The organism is Bisbaumannia pacifica (genome assembly GCF_007989625.1).
Classification (GTDB): domain Bacteria; phylum Pseudomonadota; class Gammaproteobacteria; order Pseudomonadales; family Halomonadaceae; genus Bisbaumannia; species Bisbaumannia pacifica.
This window is the reverse complement of record NZ_BJUK01000003.1, coordinates 43,746-70,668: the sequence shown is the minus strand read 5'-3', so window position 1 is coordinate 70,668 and position 26,923 is coordinate 43,746. Positions and strand designations below refer to the sequence as shown.

The following is a 26,923-nucleotide window of genomic DNA, read 5'->3' as shown; positions in this document are numbered from 1 at the left end:
CGTCATGAACCAGCCGCTGATCGCCATCGCCGCCCTCGCCACCCTCCTCGGGACCGGCGCCGCCCAGGCCCAGGTCGTCGTCTCCTCGAAGATCGATACCGAGGGCTCGGTACTCGGCGAGATGATCGCCCAGACCCTGGAGCAGGGCGGGGTCGAGGTGCAGCGTCGCCTGCAACTGGGTGGCACCAGCATCGTGCGCGAGGCGATTCGCGCCGGCGAGATCGATATCTACCCGGAGTACACCGGCAATGGCGCCTTCTTCTTCGATATGGCCGACAGCCCGGTATGGAAAGACGCCGAGGCGGCTTACGAGACGGTGCGCGAGCGCGACCGGGAGGCCAACGACCTGGTGTGGCTCGCCCCGGCCTCGGCCAACAACACCTGGGCGATCAGCGTGCGCGGCGACTTGGCCCGGGAAGCGGGGCTGACCAGCCTCGAAGACCTGGCGGATTACCTGGCCGAGGGGGGCGATTTCATCTTCGCCGGCAGCGCCGAGTTCGTGGAGTCGGAGGCGGCCCTGCCGGCCTTCCAGGCAGCCTACGGCTTCAGCCTCGACTCCGATCAACTGGTGGTGCTCTCCGGCGGCAATACCGCCGCCACCATGCGTGCCGCCGCGCTCGGCACCAATGGCGTCAATGCCGCCATGACCTATGGCACCGATGGCGGCCTCCAGGCCCTGGACCTGGTGGTGCTGGAGGATACCCTGGGGGTGCAACCGGTCTACCAGCCGGCGCCGGTGGTGCGTGCCGAGGTGCTGGACGCCTACCCCGAGATCGAGACCCTGCTGGGGCCGGTCTTCGAGGCCCTGGACCTCGAGACCCTGCAGCGCCTCAACGGCGAGGTGGCGGTCAATGGCGCCGACCCGGCCGCCGTGGTCGGAGACTTCCTGGACGGCCTCGCCGACTAAGTGGCGGTGCACTCCTCATCCCGCGCGGCCAACCGGGTGCTGCTGGTCCTCGGCCTGGCCCTGTTGGCCGCGCTGTTGACCCTCGACCTGGCCAGCGTCGCCCCCAACCGCATCCTGCCCGGAGAGGGCGTCAGCCTCTGGGCCTGGCTGGGTCCCTGGTCGGCATCGGTCTGGGCCTTCCCGTTGCTAGTGATGGCGTTCGCCTGGCGTGGCTCGGCGCGAGCCCTGGTCCTGGCTAGGGTGGTGGTGGTGGCGGCCCTGGCATTGCTGCCCTGGGTCCTGGCCGCCTTCGCGGCGAGCCGCGTGCCGGACGCCTCGTCCCAGGCCCGGGTGACCCTGGGCGCCGGCTTCTGGGTCCTGCTCTTCCTGCTGCTGATGTGCTGGGTGGAGCTACATGCCCGCCTTAGGCACGGCCTCTGGCTGGTCCTGCTGCCGTTGCTCTCGCTGGGGCTGGCCTTGACTCAGGGCCATCTGGAGAGCCTGGCGCTGATACGCGAGTATGCCAGCCGCAGCGACGCCTTCCATGCGGCCCTGCGCTATCACCTGCTGCTGGTGTCGGCGGCGGTGGGCCTCAGCCTCTTGCTGGCCTTCGCCCTGGCCCTGGCCATGCGCCGCTTCCCGAGCCTGCGGCGTGGCGGTTTCGCCCTGCTCAGCCTGATCCAGACCATTCCCAGCCTAGCGCTCTTCGGCCTGCTGTTGGCTCCCTTGGCCTGGCTCGCCGCCCGTTACGCCTGGCTGGGCGAGCTGGGCGTGCAGGGCATCGGCTGGGCGCCGGCGTTGATCGCCCTGGTGGGCTATAGCCTGCTGCCCATGACTCGCAACAGCGTGGTGGCCCTCGATGGGGTGGACCCGCGCGTCGTCGAGGCGGCCCGAGGCATGGGCATGAGCCCGGCCCAGGTCTTCTGGCGGGTGCGCCTGCCACTCGCCGCCCCGGTGATCCTCGAGGGCATCCGCATTACCACCGTCCAGGCGGTGGGGCTGGCCGCCGTGGCCGCGCTGATCGGCGCCGGCGGCCTGGGTACCTTTATCTTCCAGGGACTGGGCCAGGCCGCCATGGATCTGGTGCTGCTGGGGGCCCTGCCGATCCTGGCCCTGGCGGTGGCCGCCGATAGCCTGCTTAGCGCCCTGGCACGACTCACCCGTCGTCAACCCGGCCGGGAGGCCCGATGACCCATGCCCTGCTCAGCGCCCTGGCGCCTCACACGCGTCGTCCGCGTCGTCAACCCAGCCGGGAGGCCCGATGACCAGCATCCAGCCCAGCGCCCTGGCGCCTAATACCCGCCTTCCGCGTAGCCGGGAGCCGATGACCAGCATCCAGCCCAGCGCCCTGGCGCCTGATACCCGCCTTCCGCGTAGCCGGGAGGCCCGATGAGCGAGACGCCGCGTATCGCCCTCAAGGCGGTCACCAAGCGCTTCGGCGCCGAGACCGCCGTGGACGCCATCTCCCTGGATATCGCCGCGGGGGAGTTCTGCGTGCTGGTGGGGACCTCCGGCTGCGGCAAGTCCACCACCCTGCGCATGATCAACCGGCTGATCGAGCACAGCGACGGTGAGATCCATATCGACGGCCAACCGATCCGCGAGATCGACCCGCAGCGGCTGCGTCGACGCATCGGCTACGCCATCCAGAGCACCGGGCTGTTTCCTCACTGGACGGTGGCACGCAATATCGCCCTGGTGCCGGGGCTGCTGAAGTGGTCCCGGGCGCGCACCCGCGAACGGGTCGAGGAGTTGATGGACCTGCTGGGGCTGGCACCGAGCGAGTTCGCCGACAAGTACCCGGCCCAGCTCTCCGGCGGCCAGGCCCAGCGGGTCGGGGTGGCCCGGGCCCTGGCCGCCGACCCGGAGATCCTGCTGATGGACGAGCCCTTCGGGGCCCTGGACCCCATCACCCGGGAGAGTCTCCAGGAGGAGCTGCGGCGCCTGCAGGGGCGCATCCGCAAGACCATCGTCTTCGTCACCCACGACATGGACGAGGCCCTGAAGCTGGCCGATCGCCTGGTGGTAATGCGTGCCGGGCGCATCGTCCAGCAGGGTAGCCCCGATGAACTGCTGGCGGCACCGGCGGATGACTTCGTGACCTCCTTGCTGGGTGGCCGCGATCGCGGCCTCAAGCGCGCGGCCCTGACCCCGGTGGCACGGCTGATGCGTCGCGTCGACGCCGGTCTGCCGGTGGAGCCCGCCGTCGCGCCCGACGAGGACCTGCGCCTGGCCCTGTCGGTGATGCTCTGGCATCGGGTCGAGTGCCTGGCGGTAGTGGATGGAAGGGGCCGGGTGTGCGGCAGCCTGCATCTCAGCGACCTGATGAGGGCCGGCATATGATCGCCGGGCTGGCGCCTTCCCTGAGCCGCTACGGTCGCGGCCTGGTGCCCCTGCTATGGGGGGCGGGGCTGGTGGGCCTGCTGACCTGGCTGCCCCGGGCCGAGGCCTGGTTTCGTTGGCTGGCCCCGGAGGCCCGGGAGGTGATCTACCCCCGTGACGACTTCGCCGTCCTGCTGCTCAATCACCTGGCCCTGGTCGGGGTGGCCTCGGGGCTGGCGATCCTGCTAGGGGTGGGGGCGGCCCTGGCGGTGACACGTCCCTGGGGGCGCGACTTCCTGCCCTTGGCCAGCCAGCTCGCCGCCATGGGCCAGACCTTCCCGCCGGTGGCGGTGCTGGCCCTGGCGGTGCCGAGCCTGGGCTTTGGCGCCCTGCCCACGGTGGTGGCCCTGGTACTCTATGGGCTACTGCCGATCCTACGCAACGGCCTGGCCGGCATCGAGGGGATCGACCCCGCGGTGCGCGAGGCGGCCCGTGGCATGGGCATGTCCCCGGGTCAGATCCTCTGGCGCCTGGAGTTGCCCCTGGCGGCGCCGGTGATGCTGGCCGGCATCCGCACCTCGGTGACGGTGGGTATCGCCACCGCCGCCATCGGCTCCACCATCGGTGCCAAGACCCTGGGCGACCCCATCATCGCCGGTATCGTCAACGGCAATAGTGCCTATATCCTCCAGGGGGCGCTGCTGATCGGTGTCCTGGCCCTGACCCTCGATAGTCTCTTCGAAGCGGTCACCCCGCGCCGGGGCTGAATCTACTGGCATTTGGTCGATATCCCAGAAAATTTCCTTGGCAGGGGCGACTTCGGCTGGTTATCTTAACGTTAACGTCAACTGCGGCGTCGTTGATCCAGCGCTGGAGCGAATCGCTGGCGGCTGACTAGAGTAGAGATGACACTTGCCCTCACAAGGGGCGAGAGATTCCTCACCACTACCCAAGGAAGAGGATCATGACCACAACAACAGCTTCCCAGGTCATCCATGAGCCGCGCTTTATGGATGGCGATGAATTCCATATCGCCACCTTCGCGCTGCTCCAGCAGGACGGCACCCTCTTCGAGGGCGCCCGGGCCCCGGAGCTCGGCCGCGAGACCGCCCGCCGCATCTACCACACCATGGTGCTGATCCGGGTGCTCGACGAACGCATGCTGGCGGCCCAGCGCCAGGGGCGACTCTCCTTCTATATGCAGTGCACCGGGGAGGAGGCGGCGGTAATCGGTAGCGCCGCGGCCCTCGATGACGACGACATGATCATGGCCCAGTACCGGGAGCAGGGCGCCCTGGCCTACCGCGGCTTCGGTATCGACGAGTTCATGAACCAGCTGTTCGGCAACGCCGAGGATTACGGCAAGGGGCGCCAGATGCCGATCCACTACGGCAGCGCCAAGCTCCACTACATGACCATCTCCTCGCCCCTGGCCACCCAGATTCCCCAGGCTGCCGGCTACGCCTATGGCCAGAAGCTCGACGGCCAGGGCCGCTGCACCATCACCTACTTCGGCGAGGGGGCCGCCTCCGAGGGCGACTTCCACGCCGCCCTCAACATGGCCGCGGTGCACCGGGCGCCGGTGATCTTCTTCTGCCGCAACAACGGCTATGCCATCTCCACCCCCTCGGTGGAGCAGTTCGCCGCCGACGGGGTGGCGCCCCGGGCCTTCGGCTACAAGATGCACGTGATCCGCGTCGACGGTAACGACGTGCTGGCGGTCTACGCCGCCACCCGCGAGGCGCGGCGCATTGCCGTGGAGCACAACCAGCCGGTGCTGATCGAAGCGATGACCTATCGACTGGCGGCCCACTCTTCTTCCGATGATCCCTCCGGCTATCGCAGCAAGAAGGAGGAGGCGCTATGGCGGGAGAAGGACCCGGTCAATCGCATGCGCCTGTGGATGCTGGCCCAGGAGTGGTGGAGCGATGACGAGGAGAAGACCCTCCAGGAGCAGCTGCGTCGTGAGGTGCTGGAGACCATGAAGCGCGCCGAGAAGCGCCCGCCGCCGCCCCTGGCGAGCCTGGTCGAGGACGTTTACGCCGAGGTGCCGGCGCGTCTCCAGGAGCAGCTCGACGCCCTGGAGGCCCATGTGCGCCGCCATCCGGAGGCCTATCCCAAGAGTGCCCCGGGCCTCGACCAGGGAGGAGCCTGAGATGCCGACCATGAACCTCTTGCAGGCGATCAATAACGCTTTGGATATCGCCATGGAGAGCGACCCGCGGGTGCTCTGCTTCGGCGAGGACGTGGGCGGCTTCGGCGGCGTCTTCCGCGCCACCAGCCACCTCCAGGAGAAGTATGGCCGCGAGCGCTGCTTCAACACCCCCCTGGTGGAGCAGGGCATCATCGGCTTCGCCAACGGCCTGGCGGCCCAGGGCCACAAGCCGGTGGCGGAGATCCAGTTCGCCGACTACATCTTCCCGGCCTTCGACCAGATCGTTAACGAGTCCGCCAAGTTCCGCTACCGCTCCGGCAGTCTCTTCGAGGTGGGCGGCCTGACCATACGCGCCCCCTATGGCGGCGGTATCTCCGGGGGGCTCTACCACTCCCAGTCACCGGAGGCCTATTTCGCCCATACCCCGGGCCTGAAGATCGTCGTCCCGCGCAACCCCCATCAGGCCAAGGGCCTGCTGCTGGCGGCGATCCGCGACCCCGACCCGGTGCTGTTCTTCGAGCCCAAGCGGCTCTACCGCGCCTCCACCGGCGAGGTGCCCGAGGCGGACTATCAGTTGCCCCTGGGTGAGGCCGAGGTGATCAAGGAGGGCAGCGACGTGACCCTACTGGCCTGGGGTGCCCAGGTGGAGGTCACCGAGAAGGCCGCCGAGCTGGCCGAGAAGGAGGGCATCTCCTGCGAGGTGATCGACCTGCGTAGTATCCTGCCCTGGGACGTCGAGACCGTGGCCCAGTCGGTGCTCAAGACCGGGCGCCTGGTAATCAGCCACGAGGCGCCGCTGACCGGCGGCTTCGCCGGCGAGATCGCCGCCACCATCGCCGAGCGCTGCTTCCTCTACCTGGAGTCGCCGATCCAGCGGGTGACCGGCCTGGATACTCCCTTCCCCCTGACCCTGGAGAAGGAGTACCTGCCCAATCACCTGAAGATCGTCGAGGCCATCAAGGCCAGCATCGACTTCTAGGCCGATATTCGAGGAGAGCGACAATGAGCGATTTTATGCTGCCCGATATCGGCGAAGGTATCGTGGAGTGCGAGGTGGTTAAGTGGCTGGTCAGCGAGGGCGAGACCATCAGCGAGGATCAGCCGGTGGCCGAGGTGATGACCGACAAGGCCCTGGTGGAGATTCCCGCCCCCTATGCGGGCAAGGTGACCCGGCTCTATTACCAAGAGGGAGAGATCGCCAGGGTGCATGCGCCGCTGTTCGCCCTGGTTGCCGAGGGCGAGGCGGAGGACGACGACCAGGGCAAGGTGGCAGCGACGCCGCCCGACAAGGCCCCGGGTAGCGAGCCCGGTGAGGCGGCGCCCGAGCCCTCCGCCAGCGCCGGCGAGGTGACCGCCGTCGGCAAGGACTTTATCCTGCCGGATATCGGCGAAGGCATCGTCGAGTGCGAGATCGTCGAGTGGCGCATCGCCGAGGGCGAGACGGTCGCCGAGGATCAGCCGGTGGTGGACGTGATGACCGACAAGGCGATGGTCGAGATCACCGCCCCGGAGGCGGGGCGGGTGACCCGGCTCCACTACGGCCAAGGTGAGAGCGCCCGAGTGCATACGCCGCTATTCGCCTACCTGCCGGAGGGCGGCGAGGCCGAGGCCGCGTCTCCCCAGCCGGCCCAAGGCGCCGCCCAGCGCCAGGCCGCGGCTCCTGCTCGGGGGGCAGCCCCGGCGCAGCCGACGCCCGTCAAGGAGACCCAGGAGCCAGTGAAAGGAAAGGGCTCCTATGGGCGGACCCCCGCCAGTCCCGCGGTGCGCCGCCTGGTGCGCGAGCACGGCCTGACCCTGGCGACGATTCCCGGCTCCGGCAAGGACGGGCGGGTGCTCAAGGAGGATGTACTGCGCTATCTGGAGTCGCCCCAGGGTGGCGAGAAAGAGCCGGCCACTGCGTCGCAACCGAGTCCCACGCCTGACTCGGCCCGGGCCGGTGGAGCGCCTCAGGGCGAAGTCCGGGTGGAGCCGCTGCGCGGCGTCCAGGCGGCCATGGCCAAGCGCATGGTCGCCTCGGCCCAGTCGATCCCCCATTTCGCCTATGGCGACGAGTTCGATGTCACCGAGCTGGTGACTCTGCGAGAGCGCCTCAAGGTCAAGGCCGAGGCCCGCGGCGCGCGCCTGACCCTGATGCCCTTCTTTATGAAGGCGCTGGCCCTGGCCGCGCTCGAGTACCCGATCCTCAACAGCCGGCTGGACGAGGCCGCCGCGGAGATCCACTACCTGCCCGAGGTCAACGTGGGCATGGCGGTGGATGGCAAGGCGGGCCTGATCGTGCCCAACGTCAAGCGGGTGGAGCGGCTCAGCCTGCTGGAGATCGCCGCCGAGGTGAGTCGCCTGACCGAGGCGGCCCGGGAGGGGCGCGTCGCGCCATCGGACCTCACCGGCGGCACCGTGACCATCTCCAATATCGGCGCCCTGGGCGGCACCTATGCGGTGCCGATCATCAATGCCCCGGAGGCGGCCATCGTCGCCATCGGCAAGACCCAGTGGCTGCCGCGCTTCGATGCCGACGGCCAGGTGGTACGCCGGGCGATCATGACCGCCACCTGGTGCGGCGACCACCGGCTGATCGATGGCGGTACCATCGCCCGCTTCGCCAATGCCTGGAAGGGCTATCTGGAGGATCCCGAGAGCCTGCTATTGGCGTTGTAGAACCTGTGCCCGGCGCCCCGGGGCTATCGCCGGCGTATGGTGAGGGGCGCTGGGGGCAGGCCGGAGCAAAGCGTCTTTTTCAGGGGTGAGGAGCATGTCTCCGCACGGGTAGGCCATGGAGGGACTACTCCGGCCCTGCAAGCGGAGCAGGATAGCGAAGCGCCGCAGGAAAAAGTCGAGCGTCCAGGGATGGATTTACAGCGTCTTTGCGCGGAGCCGGCCTTCCGGAGCGCCTGCCCCCAGGAAAGCCCCGGCATACCACCTCGGGTGTCCCGGGGCCCCAATCAGGAGAGTCGATGAGCCAGGCGCCCCTGCAGCAGTTCTATATTCCCGAAGAGCAGTCCATCTACCTGCTCAGCCAGGACGATGCCCGCAAGCTGCGTGAGTGGGTGGCCCTTTGCCGCACCCAGCTCGAGCAGCTCGGCTACCGGGAGATCGAGCTGGTGGGAAAGGGCGCCTACGGCTTCGTCTTCGCCGGGATCACCGCCCTCGGCCAGCAGTACGTCTTCAAGTTCAGCCGCGTCACCTTGCCGGCCCACCTCCAGGAACGCCTCGAGGAGGAGGCCTTTATGCTCGAGCAGGTGGAGCACCCCCGGGTGCCCCGGCTGATCGCCTACCAGCGGGTGCGCAACCAGTCGATCCTGGTGATGGAGCGGGCCCCGGGCCTCAACCTCGAGGAGGTGTCGCTCGGGGAGGGGCGACTGTCGCCGCGCCTGGTGGTGCGCATCGCCGATCAGCTGGCGGATATCCTGCGCCACCTGCGCCGGGAATCCGGCGTCACCGGCAAGCCGGTGATCCACGGCGATATCAAACCCTCCAACCTGGTCTTCGATGCCGCCCGGGAGGAGGTGGCGCTGATCGACTGGGGCTCCTCGGTGTTCGCCCAGTTGGACGCCAATGGCCAGTTCGTGGCGTCCAATGTCATGGAACTGATGTCCGACAACCTCCAGCAGACCAATGCCCGGCTGGGGGATGTCTACTTTATCGGCGAGGAGCAACTGAATGGGGCCCTCTCTTCGCCGCGCTTCGACGAGCAGGGCGCCGCCGCCACCCTCTATGCCCTGGCCTCGGCCCAGTCCTGCCGCTTCGGTCACCGGGTGATCCCCGCCATCTCCCTGGGCCTGCCCATGGAGTTCGCCCGCCTGCTGGATGCCATGCTCGACCCGGATCCCGGCCTGCGGGCCCGGGCCGGGGACTACTTCCTGCGCGAGATGCCGCGCCTGGCCCGGGTGGTAATGGTCGACCTGCCGACGCCCGCCGAGAGCGCCCAGGTGCCGGTCTGGGCGCGACCCGCCGGCCGCGAGATCGACACCGTGGTCTACTCCTCGCGCAAGGCCTTCCTGCGCGAGGAGCATGCCGAGGAGACCCTCAACGACGTCAACGACGTCCAACTGGATCGCTACTACAAGAACTTTATGCAGGGCATGGGCGAGACCGAGAAGGCCTTCCTGGCGGCGGTGAGCCGGCTCGGCAAGTACCCGGTGGTGGGGGGACTGGCGGTGCGCTGGGAGGCCGACGGCGTCTATATCGACACCTCCCTCAACCTGCATGACCCGGCGCTCAAGCCCGCCTTCGTGGCGGCGGTCAACAACCTGGTCAACCTGGCGCGGGGCATCTATCGCCAGGGCATCTTCAAGAGCTGCCTGTTCAATGCCCGGGACACCCTGCATATCGACCGCCACGGCCCGGAGCAGCCGTTTCGCCTCACGCCGGGCATGTGCCTGCCCTACGAGGTGAGCGCCGCCCCCGAGCTGGAGGACCGCAGCCGGGTCCACTCCTACTTCGAGGATGGCCCCGACCCGGAGGAGTTCCTGGTGCTCCCCGACGAGATCATCCTCTCCCTGGAGGCCCTCAACCAGATCCACCACACCGGCATGATCATCTTCGAGGCGCTGCCCAACCACCTCAAGATCCATAGCTACTACCGGCTGCTCGACCCGGCTCGGGAGGCGGAGTTCCGCCACTACCTGGACGATATCCTGAGCGCCGTGGGGCTGATCGAGGGACTCGGCGTCTCGGGCTTTATGAAGATGCCCTACAAGGACACCCGCTTCTTCTCGCATATCGAGCAGATGCCAGAGCGCTACTATCCCAAGAATCCCCGTCGCGTAGAGGCATGAACGACGGCGCCGCCCGAGGGCGGTGCCGTCGACGAGCGGGCGAGTCTTACAGCGAGGCGGCGGAGCGTGCCGCCTGATCATAGAGCCCCGACATGGCCCTGAGCATGCCGGCGATCTGGTGCATCTCCTCGCGGCCGATGCCCATGGAGGAGAGCGACTCCACCAGGCAGGCTTCGCGAATCTCCGCATACTTCATGCACGCCGCCCGGCCCGCCTCGCTGGTGCGGAAGAAGGTCTCCTTGCCGTGCTTCTCGCCGCCGACCAGGCCCAGCTTGGTGAGCTTCTTCAGCGCATAGGTCACCGTATGGGTGTCCTCCACGTTGAGCACCAGGCAGATATCCGCCTGGCGCTTGGCGCGCTCGCGGTGATTGACGCTATGCAGCACCAGCACGTCCAGGGCCCCCAGCTCCGGGTAGCCGCTGGCGGTCATGCAGCGCACCATCCAGCGGTTGAAGGCGTGGCTGGAGATGATCAGGCCGAATTCGAATTCCGAGAGCTCCTGGGCGCTGCGCGACAGGTGCTCGGAGGAGACGATGGGCCCGCGCGGATCGGCGGCGCTGCTTGGTGCTTGACTCATTTAGCGGTTCCCCATGGCATCGGGCAGATAGGTGACGATCTGCGGGAAGAGGGTGATGAGGATAACACCCAGCAGCATCAGTCCGAAGAAGGGCAGGGCGGCGCTGGCGATATGCAGGATGTTCTTGCCGGTCATGCCCTGCAACACGAAGAGATTGAAGCCCACCGGTGGCGTGATCTGCGACATCTCCACCACGATCACCAGGAAGATACCGAACCAGATCAGATCGATGCCCGCGGCCTCCACCATGGGCAGCATGATGGAGGTGGTTAGCACCACCACCGAGATACCATCGAGGAAGCAGCCCAGCACGATAAAGAACAGGGTCAGGGCCAGCAGCAGCATCAGCGGCGACAGCTCCAGGGTGGCGATCCAGGCGGCCAGCTCGCTGGGTAGCCGGGTGAATCCCATGGCCACGGTGAGGAAGGAGGCCCCGGCGAGAATAAAGGCGATCATGGTGGAGGTCTTTACCGCGCCGAGCAGGGCGTCGCGGAAGATCTGCCGGTTCATGGCACCTTGCACTCGGGCCAGTCCCAGGGAGAGGGCCACCCCTACCGCGGCTGCCTCGGTGGGCGAGGCCAGGCCGGCATAGATGGAGCCGATCACCCCGACGATCAGTCCCATCATCGGAATCAGGCGCTTCGAGCGGCGTAGCTTCTCCCGGAAACTGGTGCGCTCGTCGGCGGGGGGGACCCGCTCGGGGTAGCGCCAGGACCAGAGCATCAGATAGCCCGTGAACAGGGCGATCAGTAGCAGTCCTGGGAAGACCCCGGCCATAAAAAGTCGCGCGATGGACTGGTCGGTGGCCACGGCGAAGACGATCAGGATGATCGACGGCGGAATCAGCAGCCCCAGGGTGGCGGACCCGGCCAGGGTGCCCAGCACCAGGCGGTCGTCATAGCCGCGGCGGCCGAGTTCCGGGAGGGTCATCTTGCCCATGGTGGCGCAGGTAGCGGCGGAGGAGCCGGAGACCGCGGCAAACAGGCCACAGCCCACCACATTGGTGTGCAGCAGGCGTCCCGGCACCCGCTGCATCCAGGGCGAGAGGCCACTGAACATGTCCTCGGCGAGGCGAGAACGAAACAGGATCTCGCCCATCCAGATAAACATCGGCAAGGCGGTCAGCTCCCAGCTGTAGCTGGCGCTCCAGATGGTGCTGGCCATGACGTCGCCGGTGGGCACATTAGTGAAGGCGGCGATACCCAGCCAGCCCATGCCCAGCAGGGCGAAGGCCACCCAGACGCCACTGCCCAACATGATCAGCAGGGCCACGAAGAGAAGGGTCATCATCAACAGCATGGTGGACTCCGGGCTTATTCGTGGCCGGCGTCGTCGATGCGAAAGCTCGACGGGCGGGTCAGGGCGATAACGAGGGTGATGAGCCAGGCTTCCAGTAGGGCCAGGCAGAACAGGACCACGCCGGCCAACATCGCCGACTGGGGGATCCACAGGGGGATGCTTAGTAGCCCATAGGAAGTCTCGCCGAAGGCGATGCTGTCCTCCAGCAGCCAGAAGAGGTTCCAGCCCAGGTAGACGGCCAGGAGAAGTGCCAGGCTAAGGCAGAGCAGTTCCACCTGGACGCGCCACGCGGGGGGCAGGCGGCCGATCAGCAGGGTCACGCGGATATGGCCGCCGTGGATAAAGGTGTAGGCCAGCCCCAGGAAGCTGGCGCCCACCAATAGGAAGCCGGAGATCTCGGCGAGGCCGGGAATCGCCAGGCCGATGCGGTCGAAGCCGAGCTGGATGGCGAGCCGGTCGACGATGCGGCCGAGGATCTGGGCGGTGATCAGGCCGCAGATCAGGCATAGGCAGGTGGCGGCCAGGTAGCCCCCCAGGGTGTAAAGGGGGCGGAGTCGATAGCGCATGGGAGTCACCGTAATGCGGTCGGCAAGGGCAGGCCGGGCCCCGCGGGGCCCGGAATCCCGCTAGCGGGCGTTGAGGTAGTTGCCGAGGATGGCGGCGCCCTGGTCGCCGGCGCGCTCGACCCACTCGTCGGTCATGGTGGCGCCGACCTGTTCGAGCAGCTCGGCAAGCTCGGCGCTGGGCTCGCTGACCTGGATGCCATTCTCGGCGAGTACCGACAGCGCCTCCTCGGTCTCCCGGCGGCTCATCTCCCAGCCCCGACGCTCGGCCTCGGCGGCGGCCTCGAGTAGGGCCGCCTGGGTGGCTTCGTCGAGTCGCGAGAAGCTTCGCTCGTTAACGATCACCATGTTCTTGGGCAGCCACAGCTGGGCATGGTTGAAATGGCTAAGATAATCCCAGGCCTTGGTGTCGGCGCCGGTGGCCGGCGAGGTGACCATGGCCTCGACCCGGCCGGTGCTGAAGGCGGTGGGGATGTCCGGTACCTCCACCTGGGTTGGCACGGCACCGGTCAATTGTGCCAGGCGCTCGCTGGCGGTGTTGTAGGCGCGCATGCTGAGGTTGCGCAGGTCATCCGGCGACTCGATGGCCCGCTGGGTGAAGATCCCCTGGGGGGGCCAGGGCACCGCGAAGAGCAGACGCAGGCGCTGGCTGGCCAGCTCCTCGGCGATGATCTCCCGGGAGGCCTCCCACAGGGTCCAGGCGTCCTCGTAGTTGGCCGCCAGGTAGGGCACCGAGTCGACCTCGTAGATGGGGTTTTCGTTGGCCAGCCGCGACATGATCAGCTCGCCCATGGGCACGATACCGCGGCGTACCGAGTTCTTGATCTCGGGGTGACCGATCAGCGAGCCGTTGGAATGGACGGTGATATCCAGCTCGCCGTCGGTGCGCTCGCGCACCTCGTCGGCGAACTCGCGGATATTGACGGTATGGAAGGTGCGATCACCATAGGGAGTGGGCATGTCCCATTGGGTGGCGGCCTGGGCGCCGGTGCCGAGGGTGGTGAGGCCGAGGCCCAGGGCGGTGGAGGTCAGCCCTGCCAGTAGACGGGTCTTCATCGAATCTTCCTCGTGGTTGGTCGCTATTGTTGTTTCGGTCGCCAAAGCGCCGGGACTCAGTCGCAGCTTAGTCGCTGGTGTGATGGGAGGTTAGGTCTCAGGAAGACGATACGTCAACGTTTCTAAGACTATTTGATGATGAAATGGCATCAATTTATCTATAAATTATTTTTCAAAGCACTGTGACGTCATCGCCATGACGAGGAGCCCTGACATGACCCGACTACGACTCAATGCCGATATGGGCGAAAGCCTGGGGCCCTGGGTGATGGGCCGCGACAGCGAGCTGATGCCTCATGTCGACCTGGCCAATGTGGCCTGCGGCTTCCATGCCTCCGACCCGGATACCATTCGCGCCACGGTCCGCCTGGCGGTGGCCCATGGCGTCACCGTGGGGGCGCACCCCGCCTATCCGGACCTGGTGGGCTTCGGGCGGCGCTCGCTGGCCTGCAGTCCCGAGGAGGTGGAGAACCTGCTGCTCTATCAGCTGGGTGCCCTGGCGGGCATCTGCCGCGCCGAGGGCGCCCCACTGGGCTATGTGAAGCCCCATGGCGCCCTCTATAACGACATGATGCGTGATCCCGAGATGCTCGCGGCGGTGATGCGGGCGGTGGCGGCCTATGACCCCAAGCTGCCCTTGATGGTGATGGCCACCCGCGACAACGCCCCGGCCCAGCGCCTGGCCGAGCATCATGGCCTGACCCTATGGTTCGAGGCCTTCGCCGATCGTGCCTACGATGGCCAGGGGCGCCTGGTCTCGCGCCGCGAGCCCGGCGCCGTGCACCATGATCCGGCGCTGATCGTCGAGCAGGCGCGTCGCATCGCCCGGGGCGAGCCCCTGGCCGCCAGCGACGGCAGCGAGTTGGTGCTCGAGGCCGAGACGCTCTGCGTGCATGGTGACAATCCCGAGTCCATCGCCGCCGTGGTGGCCATTCGTCAGGCCCTGAACGCCCTATGAGTCATCCTGTGCGTCACCCTGTCCCACGCCTGGAATCGGCGGGCCTGGATGGTTGGCTGGTACGCCTCTTCGACGACATCGACGAGGCCAACCTGGCCTGGATCGAGGCCTTGATGGGCGCCTGCGAGGAAAACTTCGGCGCGGCCTTGATCGACCTGGTGCCTTCCTACACCACCCTGCTGGTGTGTTTCGACCCGCTGCGTATGGACGGCGGCGAGGCGCGCCGTCGCCTGCTGACTCAGCTCGCCGAGCTGAGGCCCCGGGAAGGAGATGCCGAGTCGGCGCCGCTCAAGACGCTGCCGGTCTGGTATGACGAGAGCGTGGGGCCGGAGCTCAAGCGCCTGGCTGCGGGCTTCGCCGGTGATATCGCCGCGGTGATCCACGCCCATACCCAGGCGGAGTATCGGGTCTTCGCCCTGGGCTTCGCCCCGGGGTTCGCCTTTATGGGGGGGCTGCCGGCGAGCCTCGAGGCGCCGCGCCTGGCCACCCCGCGACGCCGGGTACCGGCGGGCAGCGTGGCGGTGGCTGGGCGCCAGACCGCCGCCTATCCCACGGTGTCCCCCGGGGGCTGGAACCTCCTGGGACGTACCCCGATGGCGCTATTCGATCGCCATCGGCAAGGCCACAGCCTGCTGGTGGTGGGCGATCGGGTGCGCTTCGAGGCGGTGGACCGCGAGACCTTTATCGAACTGGGCGGCGATCCCACCCCCATGGAGGAGGGCGCATGAGCGAATTGGCGAGACTGCGGGTGGAGCAAGCCGGCCCCCTGGCGCTGCTCCAGGACGCCGGGCGCTTCGGCGTCAGGCGCTTGGGCGTCACTCAAGGAGGGCCGGCGGATCCGCACGCCTGGGCCTGGGCCAATCGCCTGGCGGGCAATTCCTGGGGCGCCGCGGTCCTGGAGATCACCCTAGGGGGACTGACCCTGGTGGCGGAGCGGGACGCCTGGCTGGCCCTGGCCGGGGCGGACCTGGGGGCGACCCTCGATGGCGAGCCGCTGACGCCCTGGCGGCGCTTTCGCCTGGGCGCCGGCCAGCGCCTCGCCTTCGCCATGCCCAGGGTGGGGCTTCGGGCCTACCTGGCGGTGCCCGGCGGCTTCCACGCCGAGGCGGAGCTGGGCAGCCTGGCCTGCGTGGTGCGCGAGGGCCTGGGCGGCCACCGCGGCGAGGGCCGGGCGCTGGCGGCGGGGGATGCCCTGGCCTTTCGAGCCGCGGGGCAGCCGTCGGGGCCCGAGGAGGCGCCACCGGCCGTCCGGCCTGACTATGCCGCCGAGCCCCGGCTGGCGCTGATCCCCGGCGCCCAGATCGCGGCCTTTCGCGGTTCGAGCCTGTTTGCCGCTTTCCATCACCCCTGGCGGGTCGATGCCCGGGCCGACCGCATGGGGGTGCGCCTCACGGGCCCGAAGCTCGAGTGCGCCATCGACTCCCTGGTCTCGGAGGGCATCGGCCTGGGGGCGGTGCAGGTGCCGCCGGATGGCCAACCCATCGTGCTGCTCAACGACCGCCAGACCATCGGCGGCTATCCGCGCCTGGGCAGCCTGACGCCCCTGGCCTGTGCACGCCTGGCCCAGTGCCAGCCGGGGCAGCGGCTGTGGCTCAGGCCCCAGGGCCGGGAAGCCGCGCATAACGACTTCGTGCGCTGGCGCCGGGAGTTCGACTAGCTCCCCCTTGACCGGGAGCCCCGCTTTGCTAGGCTTGCTGCCGCGGCGGGACGACCCGCCGTCATCGCACTCACCGGGGACGGCCCCGACCGACCCGGAGTCACTCCCATGACCACCGCTTGGATCCTGCTCGTCGTCGCCGGCCTGCTCGAGGTCGCCTGGGCCCTGGGGCTCAAGGCCTCGGAGGGGTTCACCCGGCCCTGGCCGAGCCTCTTTACCCTGGTCGCCATGCTGGCCAGCTTCTACCTGCTCGCCCAGGCCATGAAGGTCTTGCCGGTGGGCACCGCCTACGCTATCTGGGTGGGCATTGGCGCCCTGGGCACGGTGGTGTTGGGCATGCTGATCTATGGCGACAGTGCCAGCCCCCTGCGTCTGCTCAGCCTGCTGCTGGTACTGGCCGGCCTAGTGGGGTTGAAGCTCGCCAGTTAGTCAATCCTCCCTGGTAACCACGAGGCCCGCGGCGATCGCCGCGGGCCTCGTGGTTTTCTCGGGACCATGTGCCTAGAGCAGGCCGCGGCGCTCCAGCACCCCGGCGATGATCGGCACTGGGGTCATCAGGTGCTCGCGCATCATGGCGCAGGCTCGCGGACTGTCCCGGTCGAGAATCGCCTCGACCAGGGCCGCATGTTCTTCGCGCTTGGTGGCCAGGGCCGCTTCCGAGAAGACCGTCTCCCGCAGCCACAGGTGGCGATAGCGCTCCGCCTGGTCGAAGAGGCTCGCGCGGATGCGCAGCAGGTGCTCGGAGCCGCAGCCGGCGACGATGGCCTGGTGGAAGGCCTTGTGGCGGGCATCCCAGATATCCAGCACCTCGTCGGGTCCGTTCACCTCGACCACCTTGGAGAGGGTATGGGCATGGGCGAGGATCTCTGCCTCCCAGTCGTCGTCGCCGCGCTCGATGGCCAGGCGCAGCAAGAGCCCCTCCAACTGGGAGCGGGCGTCATAGAGGTCATTCAATTCCGCCAGGGACATGGTGGCGACCCGGTAGCCGCGTTGGCTGATGGCCACCACCATGCGCTCCGCCACCAGCTGGGACAGGGCCTCGCGGAGCGGGCCGACGCCCAGGTCGTAGCGCTCCTTGAGGTGGCTCATCAACAGCTTCTCGCCCGGGGGGAAGACGCCGCGAATGATGTCTTTCTTGAGCCAGGTATAGGCGCTGATGCCCTGATTCTGCCGAGGGGGGGTATCCATGGGTTCACTCCTTATCTTGTCGACATGATACCCAATTCATTGATGAGCCGCCTAATGGGATAGACGATCGGGTAATACCTATTTTACGTGTGCTGGTTGACGGAAGTGATAAATGTCGATATTTTTGTATTGTGTCGTCAATAAGGGCGCCCCAGGGGGCCCACAACGCCAGCCAGGAGCCAACCATGACCGTCTTGACTCAGCTTCCCGCCGCCGCCATGCCGCTGCCCGAGGCCATCCAGGGCTTCACCCTGGAGCCGAGCAGCCACTCCCCGCGCCTGCTCAACCTGACGCTGTCCCGTGAGGTGGTCGAGGCCTTCCTGGCCGCCGTCGCCGATACCCCGGTACAGGCGCTGGAGTACAAGTCGATGCTGCGCTTCCGGGTCGCCAAGGTGCTCGACGACCTGTGCGGCAACACCCTGCAGCCGGTGCTGATCAACACCCTGGTGGATCGCGCCACCGGTGGCCTGCAGGTGACCCCGGAAGGCCTCGATGAGGTGGCCCAGGCCGAGGAGATGGTCAAGGTGGCCACCGCCGTCGCCCACCTGATGGGGCGCTCCAACTATGACGCCATGAGCGGCCAGTACTATGCCCGCTTCGTGGTCAAGAACGTCGACGATTCCGACAGCTATCTGCGTCAGCCGCACCGGGTGATGGAGCTGCACAACGATGGCACCTTCGTCGAGCAGGACACCGATTATGTGCTGATGATGAAGATCGACGAACAGAACATGGAAGGCGGCAATTCCCTGCTGCTGCACCTGGACGACTGGGCCGATCTGGAGCGCTTCTACGCCCATCCGATGGCGCGTCGCGAGATGCGCTGGAGCGCGCCGCCCAGCAAGAATGTCGCCAAGGACATCTACCATGCGGTCTTCGATGTGGATCGTGGCGGGCGACCGATCATGTCCTATATCGATCAGTTCGTGCAGCCCAAGGACTTCGAGGAGGGCAACTGGCTCACCGATCTCTCCGAGTCCCTGGAGACCAGCCCGGCGATTCTCTCGGTGCCCAACCCGGTGGGGAGTTTCCTGCTAATCAACAACCATTTCTGGCTGCACGGCCGCGATCGTTTCACCCCGCATCCGGACCTGCGTCGTGAGCTGATGCGTCAGCGTGGCTACTTCACCCACGCCAAGACCCTGCGCAATCCGCGTCAGAAATAAGTAGACTTTCCGCGGTCGCGCCAAGCGCGGCCGCGGTATATGACGTTCCTCCCGGTGCAGGAGGAACGCGCCCCTGACGAGACGACGAGGCCTGCGGTGTACGACTTTATTATTATCGGCGGCGGCATCATCGGCATGTCCACCGCCATGCAGCTGATCCGGACCTATCCCGATCGCAAGATGCTCCTGGTGGAGAAGGAGTCGGGCCCGGCTCACCACCAGACCGGCCATAATAGCGGCGTGATTCATGCCGGGGTCTATTACACCCCGGGTAGCCTCAAGGCGCGCTTCTGCCTGGAGGGCAATCGGGCCACCAAGGCGTTCTGCGACACCCACGGCATCGCCTATGACGAGTGCGGCAAGCTGCTGGTGGCCACCAATGATGTCGAGATGCGGCGCATGCAGGCGCTGTGGGAGCGCACCGAGGCCAATGGCCTGGAGCGTCACTGGCTGTCGGCCGCCGAGCTCAAGGAACGCGAGCCCAATATCACCGGCGTGGGCGGGATCTTCGTGCCCTCCAGCGGCATCGTCAATTACGCCCAGGTGACCGAGGCCATGGCCGGCGAGTTCCAGCGCCTGGGTGGCGAGATTCGCTATTCCACCGAGGTGACCGGCCTGGAGGAGCGTGCCCAGGAGGTGGTGGTCAAGACCCGCCAGGGCGACGTTAGCGGCCGGTATCTGCTCTCCTGTTCGGGGCTGATGGCCGATCGGGTGGTGCGCATGCTGGGCCTCGACCCCGGCTTTACCATCTGCCCCTTCCGCGGCGAATACTACTTGCTGCCGGAGAAGCACAACCAGATCGTCAACCACCTGATCTATCCGATTCCCGATCCCTCCATGCCGTTTCTCGGCGTGCACCTGACCCGTATGATCGACGGCACCGTGACCGTCGGCCCCAATGCGGTGCTGGCGCTCAAGCGCGAGGGCTACCGCAAGACGGATATCTCGGTGGGCGACCTGGCCAAGATGTTCACCAATCCGGGGATCCTCAAGGTGCTCAAGGCGAACCTCAAGCCGGGCCTCCATGAGATGAAGAACTCCCTGTTCAAGGGCGGTTACCTGGAGGAGGTGCGCAAGTACTGCCCCAGCATTTCCAAGGCCGATCTGGGGGCCTATCCCGCCGGGGTGCGGGCCCAGGCCGTCTCCAAGGACGGCAAGCTGGTGGACGACTTCCTCTTCGTCAACACCAAGCGCACCATCAATGTCTGTAATGCGCCGTCTCCGGCGGCCACCTCGGCGATACCCATCGGCGCCCATATCGTCGAGAAGGTGCAGGCCCAGGTGGCCTGAGCCTTGCCACTGCTTATGTGACTCTCGGTCTTGCCGCGGCCCTGCGCCCGGTAGCCATTTTGCCCACGCCTCGGCGTGGGTTTTTTTATTTATTTGCAGTTTCTTGTATCGAGGCGTCATCGAGGCTCGTGAGTCGAAGGGGGCAGGGCTAGGGTGGAGGCGGGATGCCATAACAACCCCAATCACTCAAGGAAGCGAAGATGAAATTGACGCCCACCCTGTTGGCGGCGGCCATCGCCACCGCCCTCTCCGGCACCACCCAGGCCGCCCCGCTGCTCGACGACCGGCCCCTGCTGGTCGGCAGCCCCGAACACCAGAGCGCCAATGCCTGGGTCGAGATCTCCCAGGCCGCCTTCGAGGGCAACGTGCGCGGCGTCCAGCAACTGCTCGACGGCGACTCCGAGCTGTGCGCCATCATGAAGGCGGACGCCTATGGTCACGGTATCGCCAACCTGATGCCCTCGGTGATCGCCCTCGGCATTCCCTGCATCGGCGTGGCCAGCAACGAGGAGGCGCGGGTGGTACGAGCCAGCGGCTTCGAGGGGCGCCTGATGCGGGTCCGCAGCGCCACCCCCGAGGAGGTGCGCGGCGCCTTCGACTATGAGATGGAAGAGCTGTTCGGCGATATCGCGGCGGCGCGCCAGGCGTCCGAGGCGGCCGCCGAGGCGGGGGTGACCCTGCGCTATCACCTGGGGCTCAATGCCGGTGGCATGGGGCGCAATGGCCTGGCCCTGGAGGGCGACGCCGGGCGTCAGGAGGCGCTGGCGCTGCTGGCGCTACCGCGGCTGGAACTGGCGGGGATCATGACCCACTTCGCCTTCGAGGACACCGACTACGTGCGCCAGGGGCTGGCGGCCTTCCGCGAGCAGAGCGACTGGCTGATCGATGCCGCTGAGCTCGACCGCGATGCCCTGATCCTGCACGCCGCCAACTCCTTCACCACCATGGAGGTACCCGAGGCACGGCTCGATATGGTGCGCCCCGGCGGCCTGCTCTACGGCGACCTGCCGCATTATCCGCAGTTCCAGCCGGTGATGTCCTTCCGCACCCGGGTCGCCTCGGTCAACGACTATGCGGCGGGCAGCGGCGTCGGCTACGACAACCTGCGGGTGCTCGAGCGCGACAGCCTGCTGGCCAACCTGCCGGTGGGCTACTCGGATGGCTATCGCCGGGTCTTTACCGACGCCGCCCATGTGCTGATCAACGGCGAGCGGGTGCCGGTACTGGGCAAGGTCTCGATGAACACTACCATGGTGGATGTCACCGACCTGCCGGGGGTGAGCGCCGGCGACGAGGTGGTGCTCTATGGCGTTCAGGGGGAGGGACGGATCACCATCGAGGAACTCGAGGCCCTCAACGACGCCCTGCTGGCGGATGTGTATACCGTCTGGGGTAACTCCAATCCCAAGGTGCTTAGGCCCAGCGAGGCCGAGCCGCAGTAAGCCGATGCCTCACCATCGACCGGACGCCGCCCTCAGGGGCGGCGTCCGGCATTTGGGGTGGGTGAAAAAGCGGCCTGACGAGAAGGACTAGTGACCCAGCATCCAGGGCCGGCCGCGTCCGGCTCGGGGGCGAGCGTCCCGGTCACTTGGGGGCTGAGCACAGGCGTGTCGCTGCCTGGGTTCGTGGGCGCTACGCTCGTTGGTGGCATGAGCCCGGCGCCGGGCATCAGGCAGTATTGCTAGACGCGGCGCGCTAAGGCGCCGTGGCGCGGGATCGCCGCAGCCGGGGCAGGGCCTCGGTGCCCCGCGCTCGCTCAAGGGCAGCAAGGCATCGAAGCTCCCGCAGCGAGGGCAGTCGAATTCATAGATGGGCATGGCGTTATCCTCTCCAGGGGGCCTTGGGGAGGTCGCCGGCCTGGATGCTCGGGTGGGGACCCGAGGCCTGGGGCTGGATATCGAAGTCGAAGATCTCCGTGGGCAACCAGAGCGTCGCGCACACATTGGGGATATCGACGATGCCACTGATATGCCCCTGCACCGGTGCCGTACCCAGGATGGCGTAGGCCTGGGCGCCGCTATAGCCGAAGGTCTTGAGGTACTCGATGGCATTGAGGCAGGCCTGACGGTAGGCCACATGGGCGTCCAGGTAATGCTGTTTGCCGCGCTCGTCCACCGAGATGCCCTCGAAGATCAGATGGTTCTGATACTTTGGCTGCATCACGCTGGGCTGGAAGATCGGGTTCTTGACCGCATAGCGGCGCATGCCGTCCTTGATCAGCTGGACCCTCAGATGGATCCAGCCGGCCATCTCGATGGCCCCACAGAAGGTGATTTCACCATCCCCCTGGGAAAAGTGCAGGTCGCCTACCGAGAGGCCACCCTCCTTCACGTAGACCGGAAAGAAGACTCGGGAGCCCTTGGTTAAATCCTTGATATCGCAGTTCCCGCCATGCTCCCGAGGCGGTACCGTGCGCGCCCCCTCGCTGGCCGCCTGGGTAGCGCTTGCCTTGTCCATCCGTCCCATATGGGCAGTATCCGCATAGGGCGGATTGGCCAGCGGCGGAACCCGCTGAGGGTCGGTATCGATCAGCGCCTGTTCGCGGCGGTTCCATTCATCGAGCAGCTCGCGGGACGGCAGGCAGCCGATCAGGCCCGGGTGCATCAGGCCGGTGAACTCGACGCCAGGCAGGTGGCGGGAGCGGGTGGTGATGCCGCGGAAATCCCAGATCGACTTGCGCGCCTCGGGGTAGTGCTCGGTGAGGAAGCCGCCGCCGTTCTCCCGGGCGAAGATGCCGTTGAACCCCCAGGTCTGCTCGGGGAAGGCGCCAATATCGAGGATTTCCACCACCAGCAGGTCCCCGGGCTCGGCTCCCTTGACCCCAATCGGACCGCTAAGGTAGTGCACCTGACTCAGGTCGGCATCGCGGATGTCTTCGGCACGATCGCTGTTGCTTACCTGACCTCCGGTCCAGTCCATGCACTCGACGATAAAGTCATCGCCGGGATTGACCCGCGCCACCATGGGGATGTCCGGGTGCCAGCGGTTGTGGATGGTGTCATGCTCGGCGGGGGACTTGCTGAGATCGATACGAATCAGGGTGTCGGTCATGGCTGACGTCGCTCCATTGACGTAGGGCATTATGCTTATGTGCAGCCATTCTTAAGTTAGTAGAAAAACATTTAAGCGCCAGGGAATCGTGGCAAGAGAGGCACGGGCCACCGAGGTGGCCCGTCGAAGGGGAAGCCGAGGCTAGAAGCGCAGGGTGGCGCCGCGCACCGGGGTCAGGCGACCATGATCGACGATGGGGCCGGTGGGTTGGCCCTGGGGGGCGCCCCCTTCGGGCTCGATGCTGACCGCCAGGTCCGCCTGCAGCAGCAGGGCGCGCAGCTCCGGACCAGGGGCCAGGCGTTCGCGACCCTGGCTAGGCAGCAGGCCCAGGGAGACCGGGGTGCCGTCGGCGATCAGCCACAGCTCGCCGGTCTGGGCCTCGCCCACCTGGGTGGGTTGCACCGCCTGGACCAGCAGTTCGCCGGCCTCGGTGGCACTGATGATCCAGCCGGGGGTGCGCTGCTCGTCGAGGACCACGAAGACCGCCTGCTCGTCGGCGGGCAGGACGCGCTCGGCCTGCTGCCACAACAGGCCCAGGGCGATGGCCAGGGCGGCCACCCCGGCGGTCATGGCCTGCCAGGCACCCAGGCGCCGCCACCAGGGCGTCGCGGCCAGGCCGGTGGCGGCGGTGATGCGGCGCCACACCTCGGCGGGGGGCGTGCGCGGGTCGAGGCGCTCGTTGAATAGCTGCAGGTGCTCCTGCCAGCGGGCCACGTCGTTCTGCAGATCATGGCTTACCGCCAGCAGGGCCTCGAAGCGCGCCTTCTGGCCGGCATCCAGCACGCCCAGCACATATTCGCCGGCGGCAAGGTGGCGCTCCTGCGGATCGCTCAGGTCCCATGACTCAGGCATGCCTTTAACCTCTCCAGTCCACGTCGAATCCAGCTCTTGATGCTGCCCAGGGGTTGCGCCAGGGCCTCGGCGAGCTCGCGATGGGTCAGCCCCTGGAAATAGGCCATTTCCATGGCCTGGCGCTGGGTCCCGGTGAGCGTATCGAGGCAATCCCGCAGCTCATGCTGCAGCTGTGCCTGCATGTTCCGTGTCTCCGGATCGTCATCGCCACTCAAGCCGTCCAGCAGGGCGTCCCCTTCGGTGCTGTCCTGGGGCTTCTGGCGACGTAGCCAGTCGATGCCGATATTGCGCGTCAGGGTGGCCAGCCAGGTCATCGGCCTGGCGCGACTCGGATCGTACTGCCCGGCGGCATGCCAGAGGCGCACATAGACGTGTTGCAGGCAGTCCTGGGCGGCGCTCTCGTCTCTAACGATACGCAGCAGGATGGCATACAGATGCGAACTACTGGCCCGATAGAGGCGTTCGAAGGCGAGGGCATCGCCTCGGGCGCAGGCGGCGAGCTGATCGATCAGGTATTGCTGGGAGGCGTCGGGCATGGGCGTCCTTGCGAATCCAAGCGTGTCAGGGGCCAGTCTTGGGTAGGCAGTCGCTAATGTAAAGCGGCCGGGATCAACGCGATCGAAGGAGTTGCATCCAGGCGGCGCGGCGCCGCGTACCTCTCGATGACACCCCGCTGCGGGGTGACCTCGAGTCGCGAGACAGGAGAACACGCCATGACACTCAAGCTTCTTACCGCCGGCTGCTGCGCCGCCGCCCTGAGCCTCGGCATGGTTCAGGCCGATCATGGTCCCACCGACGTCGGCGGGGCCGCCATGCTGCCGGAACGCAATATCATCCAGAATGCCGTCAATTCCGGCGACCACGAGACCCTGGTGGCGGCGGTGCAGGCCGCCGGACTGGCCGAGGTGCTGCAAGGGGAGGGGCCCTTCACCGTCTTCGCGCCGGTGGATGCGGCCTTCCAGCGGCTTCCCGAGGGCACGGTGGAGACCCTGCTGCGGCCGGAGAATCAGGACCAGCTGCAGACCGTGCTGACCTACCATGTGGTGCCCGGCAACCTGACCCGGGACGACCTCTGGGAGGCGGTGATGGCGCGCGACGGGGCGGCCAGCTTCGCCACCGTCCAGGGCGAGCGGCTCACCGTGATGCGCAACGGCAATAACCTCAAGGTCATGGATCGCAATGGCAACTCGGCCAATCTCAGCGTGGTGGACGTGGCCCAGGCCAATGGGGTGATCCATGTGGTCGACCGGGTGCTGCTGCCGTAGGGCATCGCCGCAAGGCCAGCCTCGGCAAGCGCTGCCCGACAGCGCCCCGTGACGCCGCCGCCGGCCTAGCCGGCGGCGGCGTCGTGTTCCGCGCCACGTCCCTTGAGCTCGCTCCAGGCGGCATAGGTACTGAGGAAGACGCGGCCACCCAGGTCGTCGAGGAAGTCGCTGTGCTTGAGGCGATCCATCACCGGCCCCTTGACCTCGGCCAGGTGCAGGGTGACCTCCGCCTCCTTGAGGCGGGCATTGATGGCATCCAGGCTCTCCAGGGCCGAGGCGTCGATCAGGTTGACCGCCGAGCAGATCAGTACCACATGCTCGAGCCCCGGGCGCGCCGCCACCAGTTCCAGCACGGTGTCCTCGAGATAGCGGGCATTGGCGAAATAGAGGCTCTCGTCGACCCGCAGGAAGGCCACATGGCCGAGGGTCTCCACCTCGTGACGCTCGGGGTTGCGGAAATGCTCGGTGCCGGGGACCCGCCCCACCAGGGCACAGTGGGGGCGGCTGGTGCGGTAGAGAAAGAGGCCGATGGAGAGGGTCACCCCGGCGAGGATGCCCAGTTCCACGCCCTCCGTCAGGGTCAGCAGGATGGTCACCGCCATGGCGGCGAAGTCGCCGCGGGAGTAGCGCCAGGTCTGGCGCAGCATGGGGATATCCACCAGGGTGAGGATGGCCACGGTGATGGTGGCGGCCAGGGTGGCGATGGGCAGGTAATAGAGCCAGGGGGTCAGGGCCAGGGTCACCAGGCCGATGCCGAGGGCGGCGAAGACCCCCGCCATGGGCGTGCGGGCCCCGGCATCATAGTTGATCACGGTGCGCGACAGGCCCCCGGTCACCGGCATGCCGGCGGAGAAGGCGGCGGTCAGGTTGGCGCCGCCCAGGCCCAGCAACTCCTGATTGGGGGAGAGGCGTTCGCGACGCCTGGCGGCGAGCATCTGGGCCATGGAGACCGACTCCACGAAGCCCACCACGCTGATCAACAGGGCCGGCATCAGCAGGGCCCGCCACAGCGTGCTATCGAAGCCGGGCAGGGTCAGCGGCGGCAGTCCCCGGGGAATCTCGCCGATCACCGCGACGCCGGCCCGGTCCAGGCCGAGGCGCCAGGTCACCAGGGTGGTGACCACCACCGCCAGCACCGGGCCGCTGCGGGTCAGCAGGCCCGCCAGGTTGGCGGGCAGGCCGAGGCGCCGGAGGCTCGCCTGACCATAGCGACGTACCGCCACCAGGAAGGCCAGGCTGCCGCCACCGATGGCCAGGGTCGGCCAGTGAGTCTGGTCGAGGTCGCCGGCCAGGCTCAGCAGCTGTTCCAGCAGGGTATAGCCGCCCCCCGGGATGCCCAGCAGGTGGCCCGCCTGGCCGGCGGCAATCAGCAGGCCCGAGGCGGTCAAAAACCCCGAGATCACCGGGTGGCTGAGGAAGTTGGCCATGAAGCCCAGCCGCGCCAGGCCCATAAGCACCAGCATCAGCCCGGAGAGCAGCGAGAGCGCCAGGGCCGCCTGCAGGTACTCCGGGGTGCCCGGGGTAGCCACCCCGGCCAGGGCGGCGCCGGTCATCAGCGCGACGATGGCCACCGGACCCACCGCCAGGGTGCGGCTGGTGCCCAGCAGGGTATAGGCCAGCAGCGGCAGGATGCTGGCGTAGAGGCCCACCACCGCCGGCAGGCCGGCGAGGAGCGCATAGGCCAGCGACTGGGGAATCACCATGATGGTGACGATGATCCCGGCCAGCAGGTCCGCGGCGCAGAGGCGCCGAGTGTAGTGGGGCAACCAGGTGAGGATCGGCAGGTAGCGCTTGAGCATCCGGTCTCGTCTTGCGGGAAAGCGGCCTTACAGCGTAAACGAAAAGTGGGCGCGGCGAGAGAGG

The 26,923-nt window shown here is 67.4% G+C and carries 27 protein-coding genes; 17 read left to right on the top strand and 10 right to left on the bottom strand.

Annotated elements, in window-relative coordinates:
- Positions 1-4 precede the first annotated feature (4 nt).
- The 9 genes from osmF (at position 5) to HPA02_RS01745 (ending at position 10,138) form a co-directional block, all read left to right on the top strand.
- Positions 5-907, top strand: a complete 903-nt coding sequence (gene osmF, locus HPA02_RS01780; protein ID WP_146801299.1) for a glycine betaine ABC transporter substrate-binding protein OsmF — start codon at positions 5-7, stop codon at positions 905-907.
- 6 nt (positions 908-913) lie between these two features.
- On the top strand, positions 914-2,077 hold the full coding sequence (locus HPA02_RS01775; protein ID WP_146801297.1) for an ABC transporter permease: 1,164 nt from the start codon (positions 914-916) through the stop codon (positions 2,075-2,077).
- A 70-nt stretch (positions 2,078-2,147) separates the two neighbouring features.
- Positions 2,148-2,279: a hypothetical protein gene (locus tag HPA02_RS18525; RefSeq protein ID WP_276508195.1), complete on the top strand. Its 132-nt coding sequence runs from the start codon at positions 2,148-2,150 to the stop codon at positions 2,277-2,279.
- The gene (locus tag HPA02_RS01770; RefSeq protein WP_146801295.1) at positions 2,276-3,229 is read left to right on the top strand and encodes an ABC transporter ATP-binding protein; all 954 of its coding nucleotides are present in this window, start codon (positions 2,276-2,278) and stop codon (positions 3,227-3,229) included. The genes HPA02_RS18525 and HPA02_RS01770 overlap by 4 nt, the downstream gene beginning before the upstream one ends.
- A complete protein-coding gene (locus HPA02_RS01765; protein WP_146801293.1) occupies positions 3,226-3,975 on the top strand; it encodes an ABC transporter permease in 750 nt (249 codons plus the stop codon). Before HPA02_RS01770 ends, HPA02_RS01765 begins: the two co-directional genes overlap by 4 nt.
- Before the next feature lie 197 nt (positions 3,976-4,172).
- Positions 4,173-5,363 carry a thiamine pyrophosphate-dependent dehydrogenase E1 component subunit alpha gene (locus tag HPA02_RS01760; protein WP_146801291.1) on the top strand — a complete coding sequence of 397 codons (1,191 nt, stop codon included), beginning with the start codon at positions 4,173-4,175 and terminating at the stop codon, positions 5,361-5,363.
- A gap of 1 nt (position 5,364) precedes the next feature.
- Positions 5,365-6,342 (top strand): alpha-ketoacid dehydrogenase subunit beta, encoded by a 978-nt coding sequence (locus HPA02_RS01755; protein ID WP_146801289.1) that lies wholly within the window; start codon positions 5,365-5,367, stop codon positions 6,340-6,342.
- Between the two features lie 23 nt (positions 6,343-6,365).
- Positions 6,366-8,018 carry a dihydrolipoyllysine-residue acetyltransferase gene (locus tag HPA02_RS01750; protein WP_146801287.1) on the top strand — a complete coding sequence of 551 codons (1,653 nt, stop codon included), beginning with the start codon at positions 6,366-6,368 and terminating at the stop codon, positions 8,016-8,018.
- Positions 8,019-8,314: 296 nt separating this feature from the next.
- A complete protein-coding gene (locus HPA02_RS01745) occupies positions 8,315-10,138 on the top strand; it encodes a protein kinase domain-containing protein (protein WP_146801285.1) in 1,824 nt (607 codons plus the stop codon).
- Positions 10,139-10,184: 46 nt separating this feature from the next.
- Here the strand turns inward: HPA02_RS01745 and HPA02_RS01740 are convergent, their stop codons facing one another.
- The 4 genes from HPA02_RS01740 to HPA02_RS01725 are packed head-to-tail and all read right to left on the bottom strand — an operon-like array spanning position 10,185 to position 13,633.
- On the bottom strand, positions 10,185-10,715 hold the full coding sequence (locus HPA02_RS01740; RefSeq protein ID WP_146801283.1) for a winged helix DNA-binding protein: 531 nt from the start codon (positions 10,713-10,715) through the stop codon (positions 10,185-10,187).
- A complete protein-coding gene (locus HPA02_RS01735; RefSeq protein ID WP_146801281.1) occupies positions 10,716-12,014 on the bottom strand; it encodes a TRAP transporter large permease in 1,299 nt (432 codons plus the stop codon). It lies immediately after the preceding gene.
- A 14-nt stretch (positions 12,015-12,028) separates the two neighbouring features.
- Entirely contained in the window at positions 12,029-12,580 is a 552-nt protein-coding gene (locus HPA02_RS01730) for a TRAP transporter small permease (RefSeq protein ID WP_146801279.1), read from the bottom strand.
- 60 nt (positions 12,581-12,640) lie between these two features.
- Complete coding sequence (locus HPA02_RS01725) at positions 12,641-13,633, bottom strand: TRAP transporter substrate-binding protein (protein WP_146801277.1); 993 nt, start codon at positions 13,631-13,633, stop codon at positions 12,641-12,643.
- Positions 13,634-13,847: 214 nt separating this feature from the next.
- Between HPA02_RS01725 and HPA02_RS01720 the strand changes: the two genes are divergently transcribed.
- The 4 genes from HPA02_RS01720 to sugE all read left to right on the top strand — a co-directional run bounded on the left by HPA02_RS01720 (position 13,848) and on the right by sugE (position 16,677).
- Positions 13,848-14,591, top strand: a complete 744-nt coding sequence (locus HPA02_RS01720; protein WP_146801275.1) for a 5-oxoprolinase subunit PxpA — start codon at positions 13,848-13,850, stop codon at positions 14,589-14,591.
- 8 nt (positions 14,592-14,599) lie between these two features.
- Positions 14,600-15,319: a 5-oxoprolinase subunit B family protein gene (locus HPA02_RS01715; RefSeq protein WP_307725124.1), complete on the top strand. Its 720-nt coding sequence runs from the start codon at positions 14,600-14,602 to the stop codon at positions 15,317-15,319.
- Positions 15,316-16,248 carry a 5-oxoprolinase subunit C family protein gene (locus HPA02_RS01710; RefSeq protein ID WP_146801271.1) on the top strand — a complete coding sequence of 311 codons (933 nt, stop codon included), beginning with the start codon at positions 15,316-15,318 and terminating at the stop codon, positions 16,246-16,248. The genes HPA02_RS01715 and HPA02_RS01710 overlap by 4 nt, the downstream gene beginning before the upstream one ends.
- 108 nt (positions 16,249-16,356) lie before the next feature.
- On the top strand, positions 16,357-16,677 hold the full coding sequence (gene sugE / locus HPA02_RS01705) for a quaternary ammonium compound efflux SMR transporter SugE (RefSeq protein WP_146801269.1): 321 nt from the start codon (positions 16,357-16,359) through the stop codon (positions 16,675-16,677).
- Between the two features lie 72 nt (positions 16,678-16,749).
- Here the strand turns inward: sugE and csiR are convergent, their stop codons facing one another.
- A complete protein-coding gene (csiR, locus tag HPA02_RS01700; RefSeq protein WP_146801267.1) occupies positions 16,750-17,436 on the bottom strand; it encodes a DNA-binding transcriptional regulator CsiR in 687 nt (228 codons plus the stop codon).
- A 185-nt stretch (positions 17,437-17,621) separates the two neighbouring features.
- Between csiR and glaH the strand changes: the two genes are divergently transcribed.
- From glaH to alr, 3 genes are all read left to right on the top strand, one after another.
- Positions 17,622-18,602, top strand: coding sequence for a glutarate dioxygenase GlaH (gene glaH, locus HPA02_RS01695; RefSeq protein ID WP_146801265.1), 981 nt, complete (start codon positions 17,622-17,624; stop codon positions 18,600-18,602).
- A 96-nt stretch (positions 18,603-18,698) separates the two neighbouring features.
- Entirely contained in the window at positions 18,699-19,892 is a 1,194-nt protein-coding gene (gene lhgD / locus HPA02_RS01690; RefSeq protein ID WP_146801263.1) for an L-2-hydroxyglutarate dehydrogenase, read from the top strand.
- Positions 19,893-20,092: 200 nt separating this feature from the next.
- Positions 20,093-21,334, top strand: coding sequence for an alanine racemase (alr, locus tag HPA02_RS01685; RefSeq protein ID WP_146801261.1), 1,242 nt, complete (start codon positions 20,093-20,095; stop codon positions 21,332-21,334).
- Between the two features lie 87 nt (positions 21,335-21,421).
- On the opposite strand, the gene HPA02_RS18595 is transcribed toward alr, so the two are convergent.
- The 4 genes from HPA02_RS18595 to HPA02_RS01665 all read right to left on the bottom strand — a co-directional run bounded on the left by HPA02_RS18595 (position 21,422) and on the right by HPA02_RS01665 (position 24,331).
- A complete protein-coding gene (locus HPA02_RS18595) occupies positions 21,422-21,709 on the bottom strand; it encodes an FmdB family zinc ribbon protein (RefSeq protein ID WP_186809901.1) in 288 nt (95 codons plus the stop codon).
- 4 nt (positions 21,710-21,713) lie between these two features.
- Complete coding sequence (gene fmdA, locus HPA02_RS01675; protein ID WP_146801257.1) at positions 21,714-22,943, bottom strand: formamidase; 1,230 nt, start codon at positions 22,941-22,943, stop codon at positions 21,714-21,716.
- A gap of 141 nt (positions 22,944-23,084) precedes the next feature.
- Positions 23,085-23,795, bottom strand: coding sequence for an anti-sigma factor (locus tag HPA02_RS01670; protein WP_146801255.1), 711 nt, complete (start codon positions 23,793-23,795; stop codon positions 23,085-23,087).
- Entirely contained in the window at positions 23,774-24,331 is a 558-nt protein-coding gene (locus HPA02_RS01665) for a sigma-70 family RNA polymerase sigma factor (RefSeq protein ID WP_146801253.1), read from the bottom strand. Before HPA02_RS01665 ends, HPA02_RS01670 begins: the two co-directional genes overlap by 22 nt.
- Positions 24,332-24,508: 177 nt before the next feature.
- On the opposite strand from HPA02_RS01665, the gene HPA02_RS01660 reads away from it, so the two are divergent.
- A complete protein-coding gene (locus HPA02_RS01660) occupies positions 24,509-25,060 on the top strand; it encodes a fasciclin domain-containing protein (RefSeq protein ID WP_146801251.1) in 552 nt (183 codons plus the stop codon).
- A 65-nt stretch (positions 25,061-25,125) separates the two neighbouring features.
- On the opposite strand, the gene HPA02_RS01655 is transcribed toward HPA02_RS01660, so the two are convergent.
- Positions 25,126-26,859, bottom strand: coding sequence for a SulP family inorganic anion transporter (locus HPA02_RS01655; protein ID WP_146801249.1), 1,734 nt, complete (start codon positions 26,857-26,859; stop codon positions 25,126-25,128).
- Positions 26,860-26,923 lie beyond the last annotated feature (64 nt).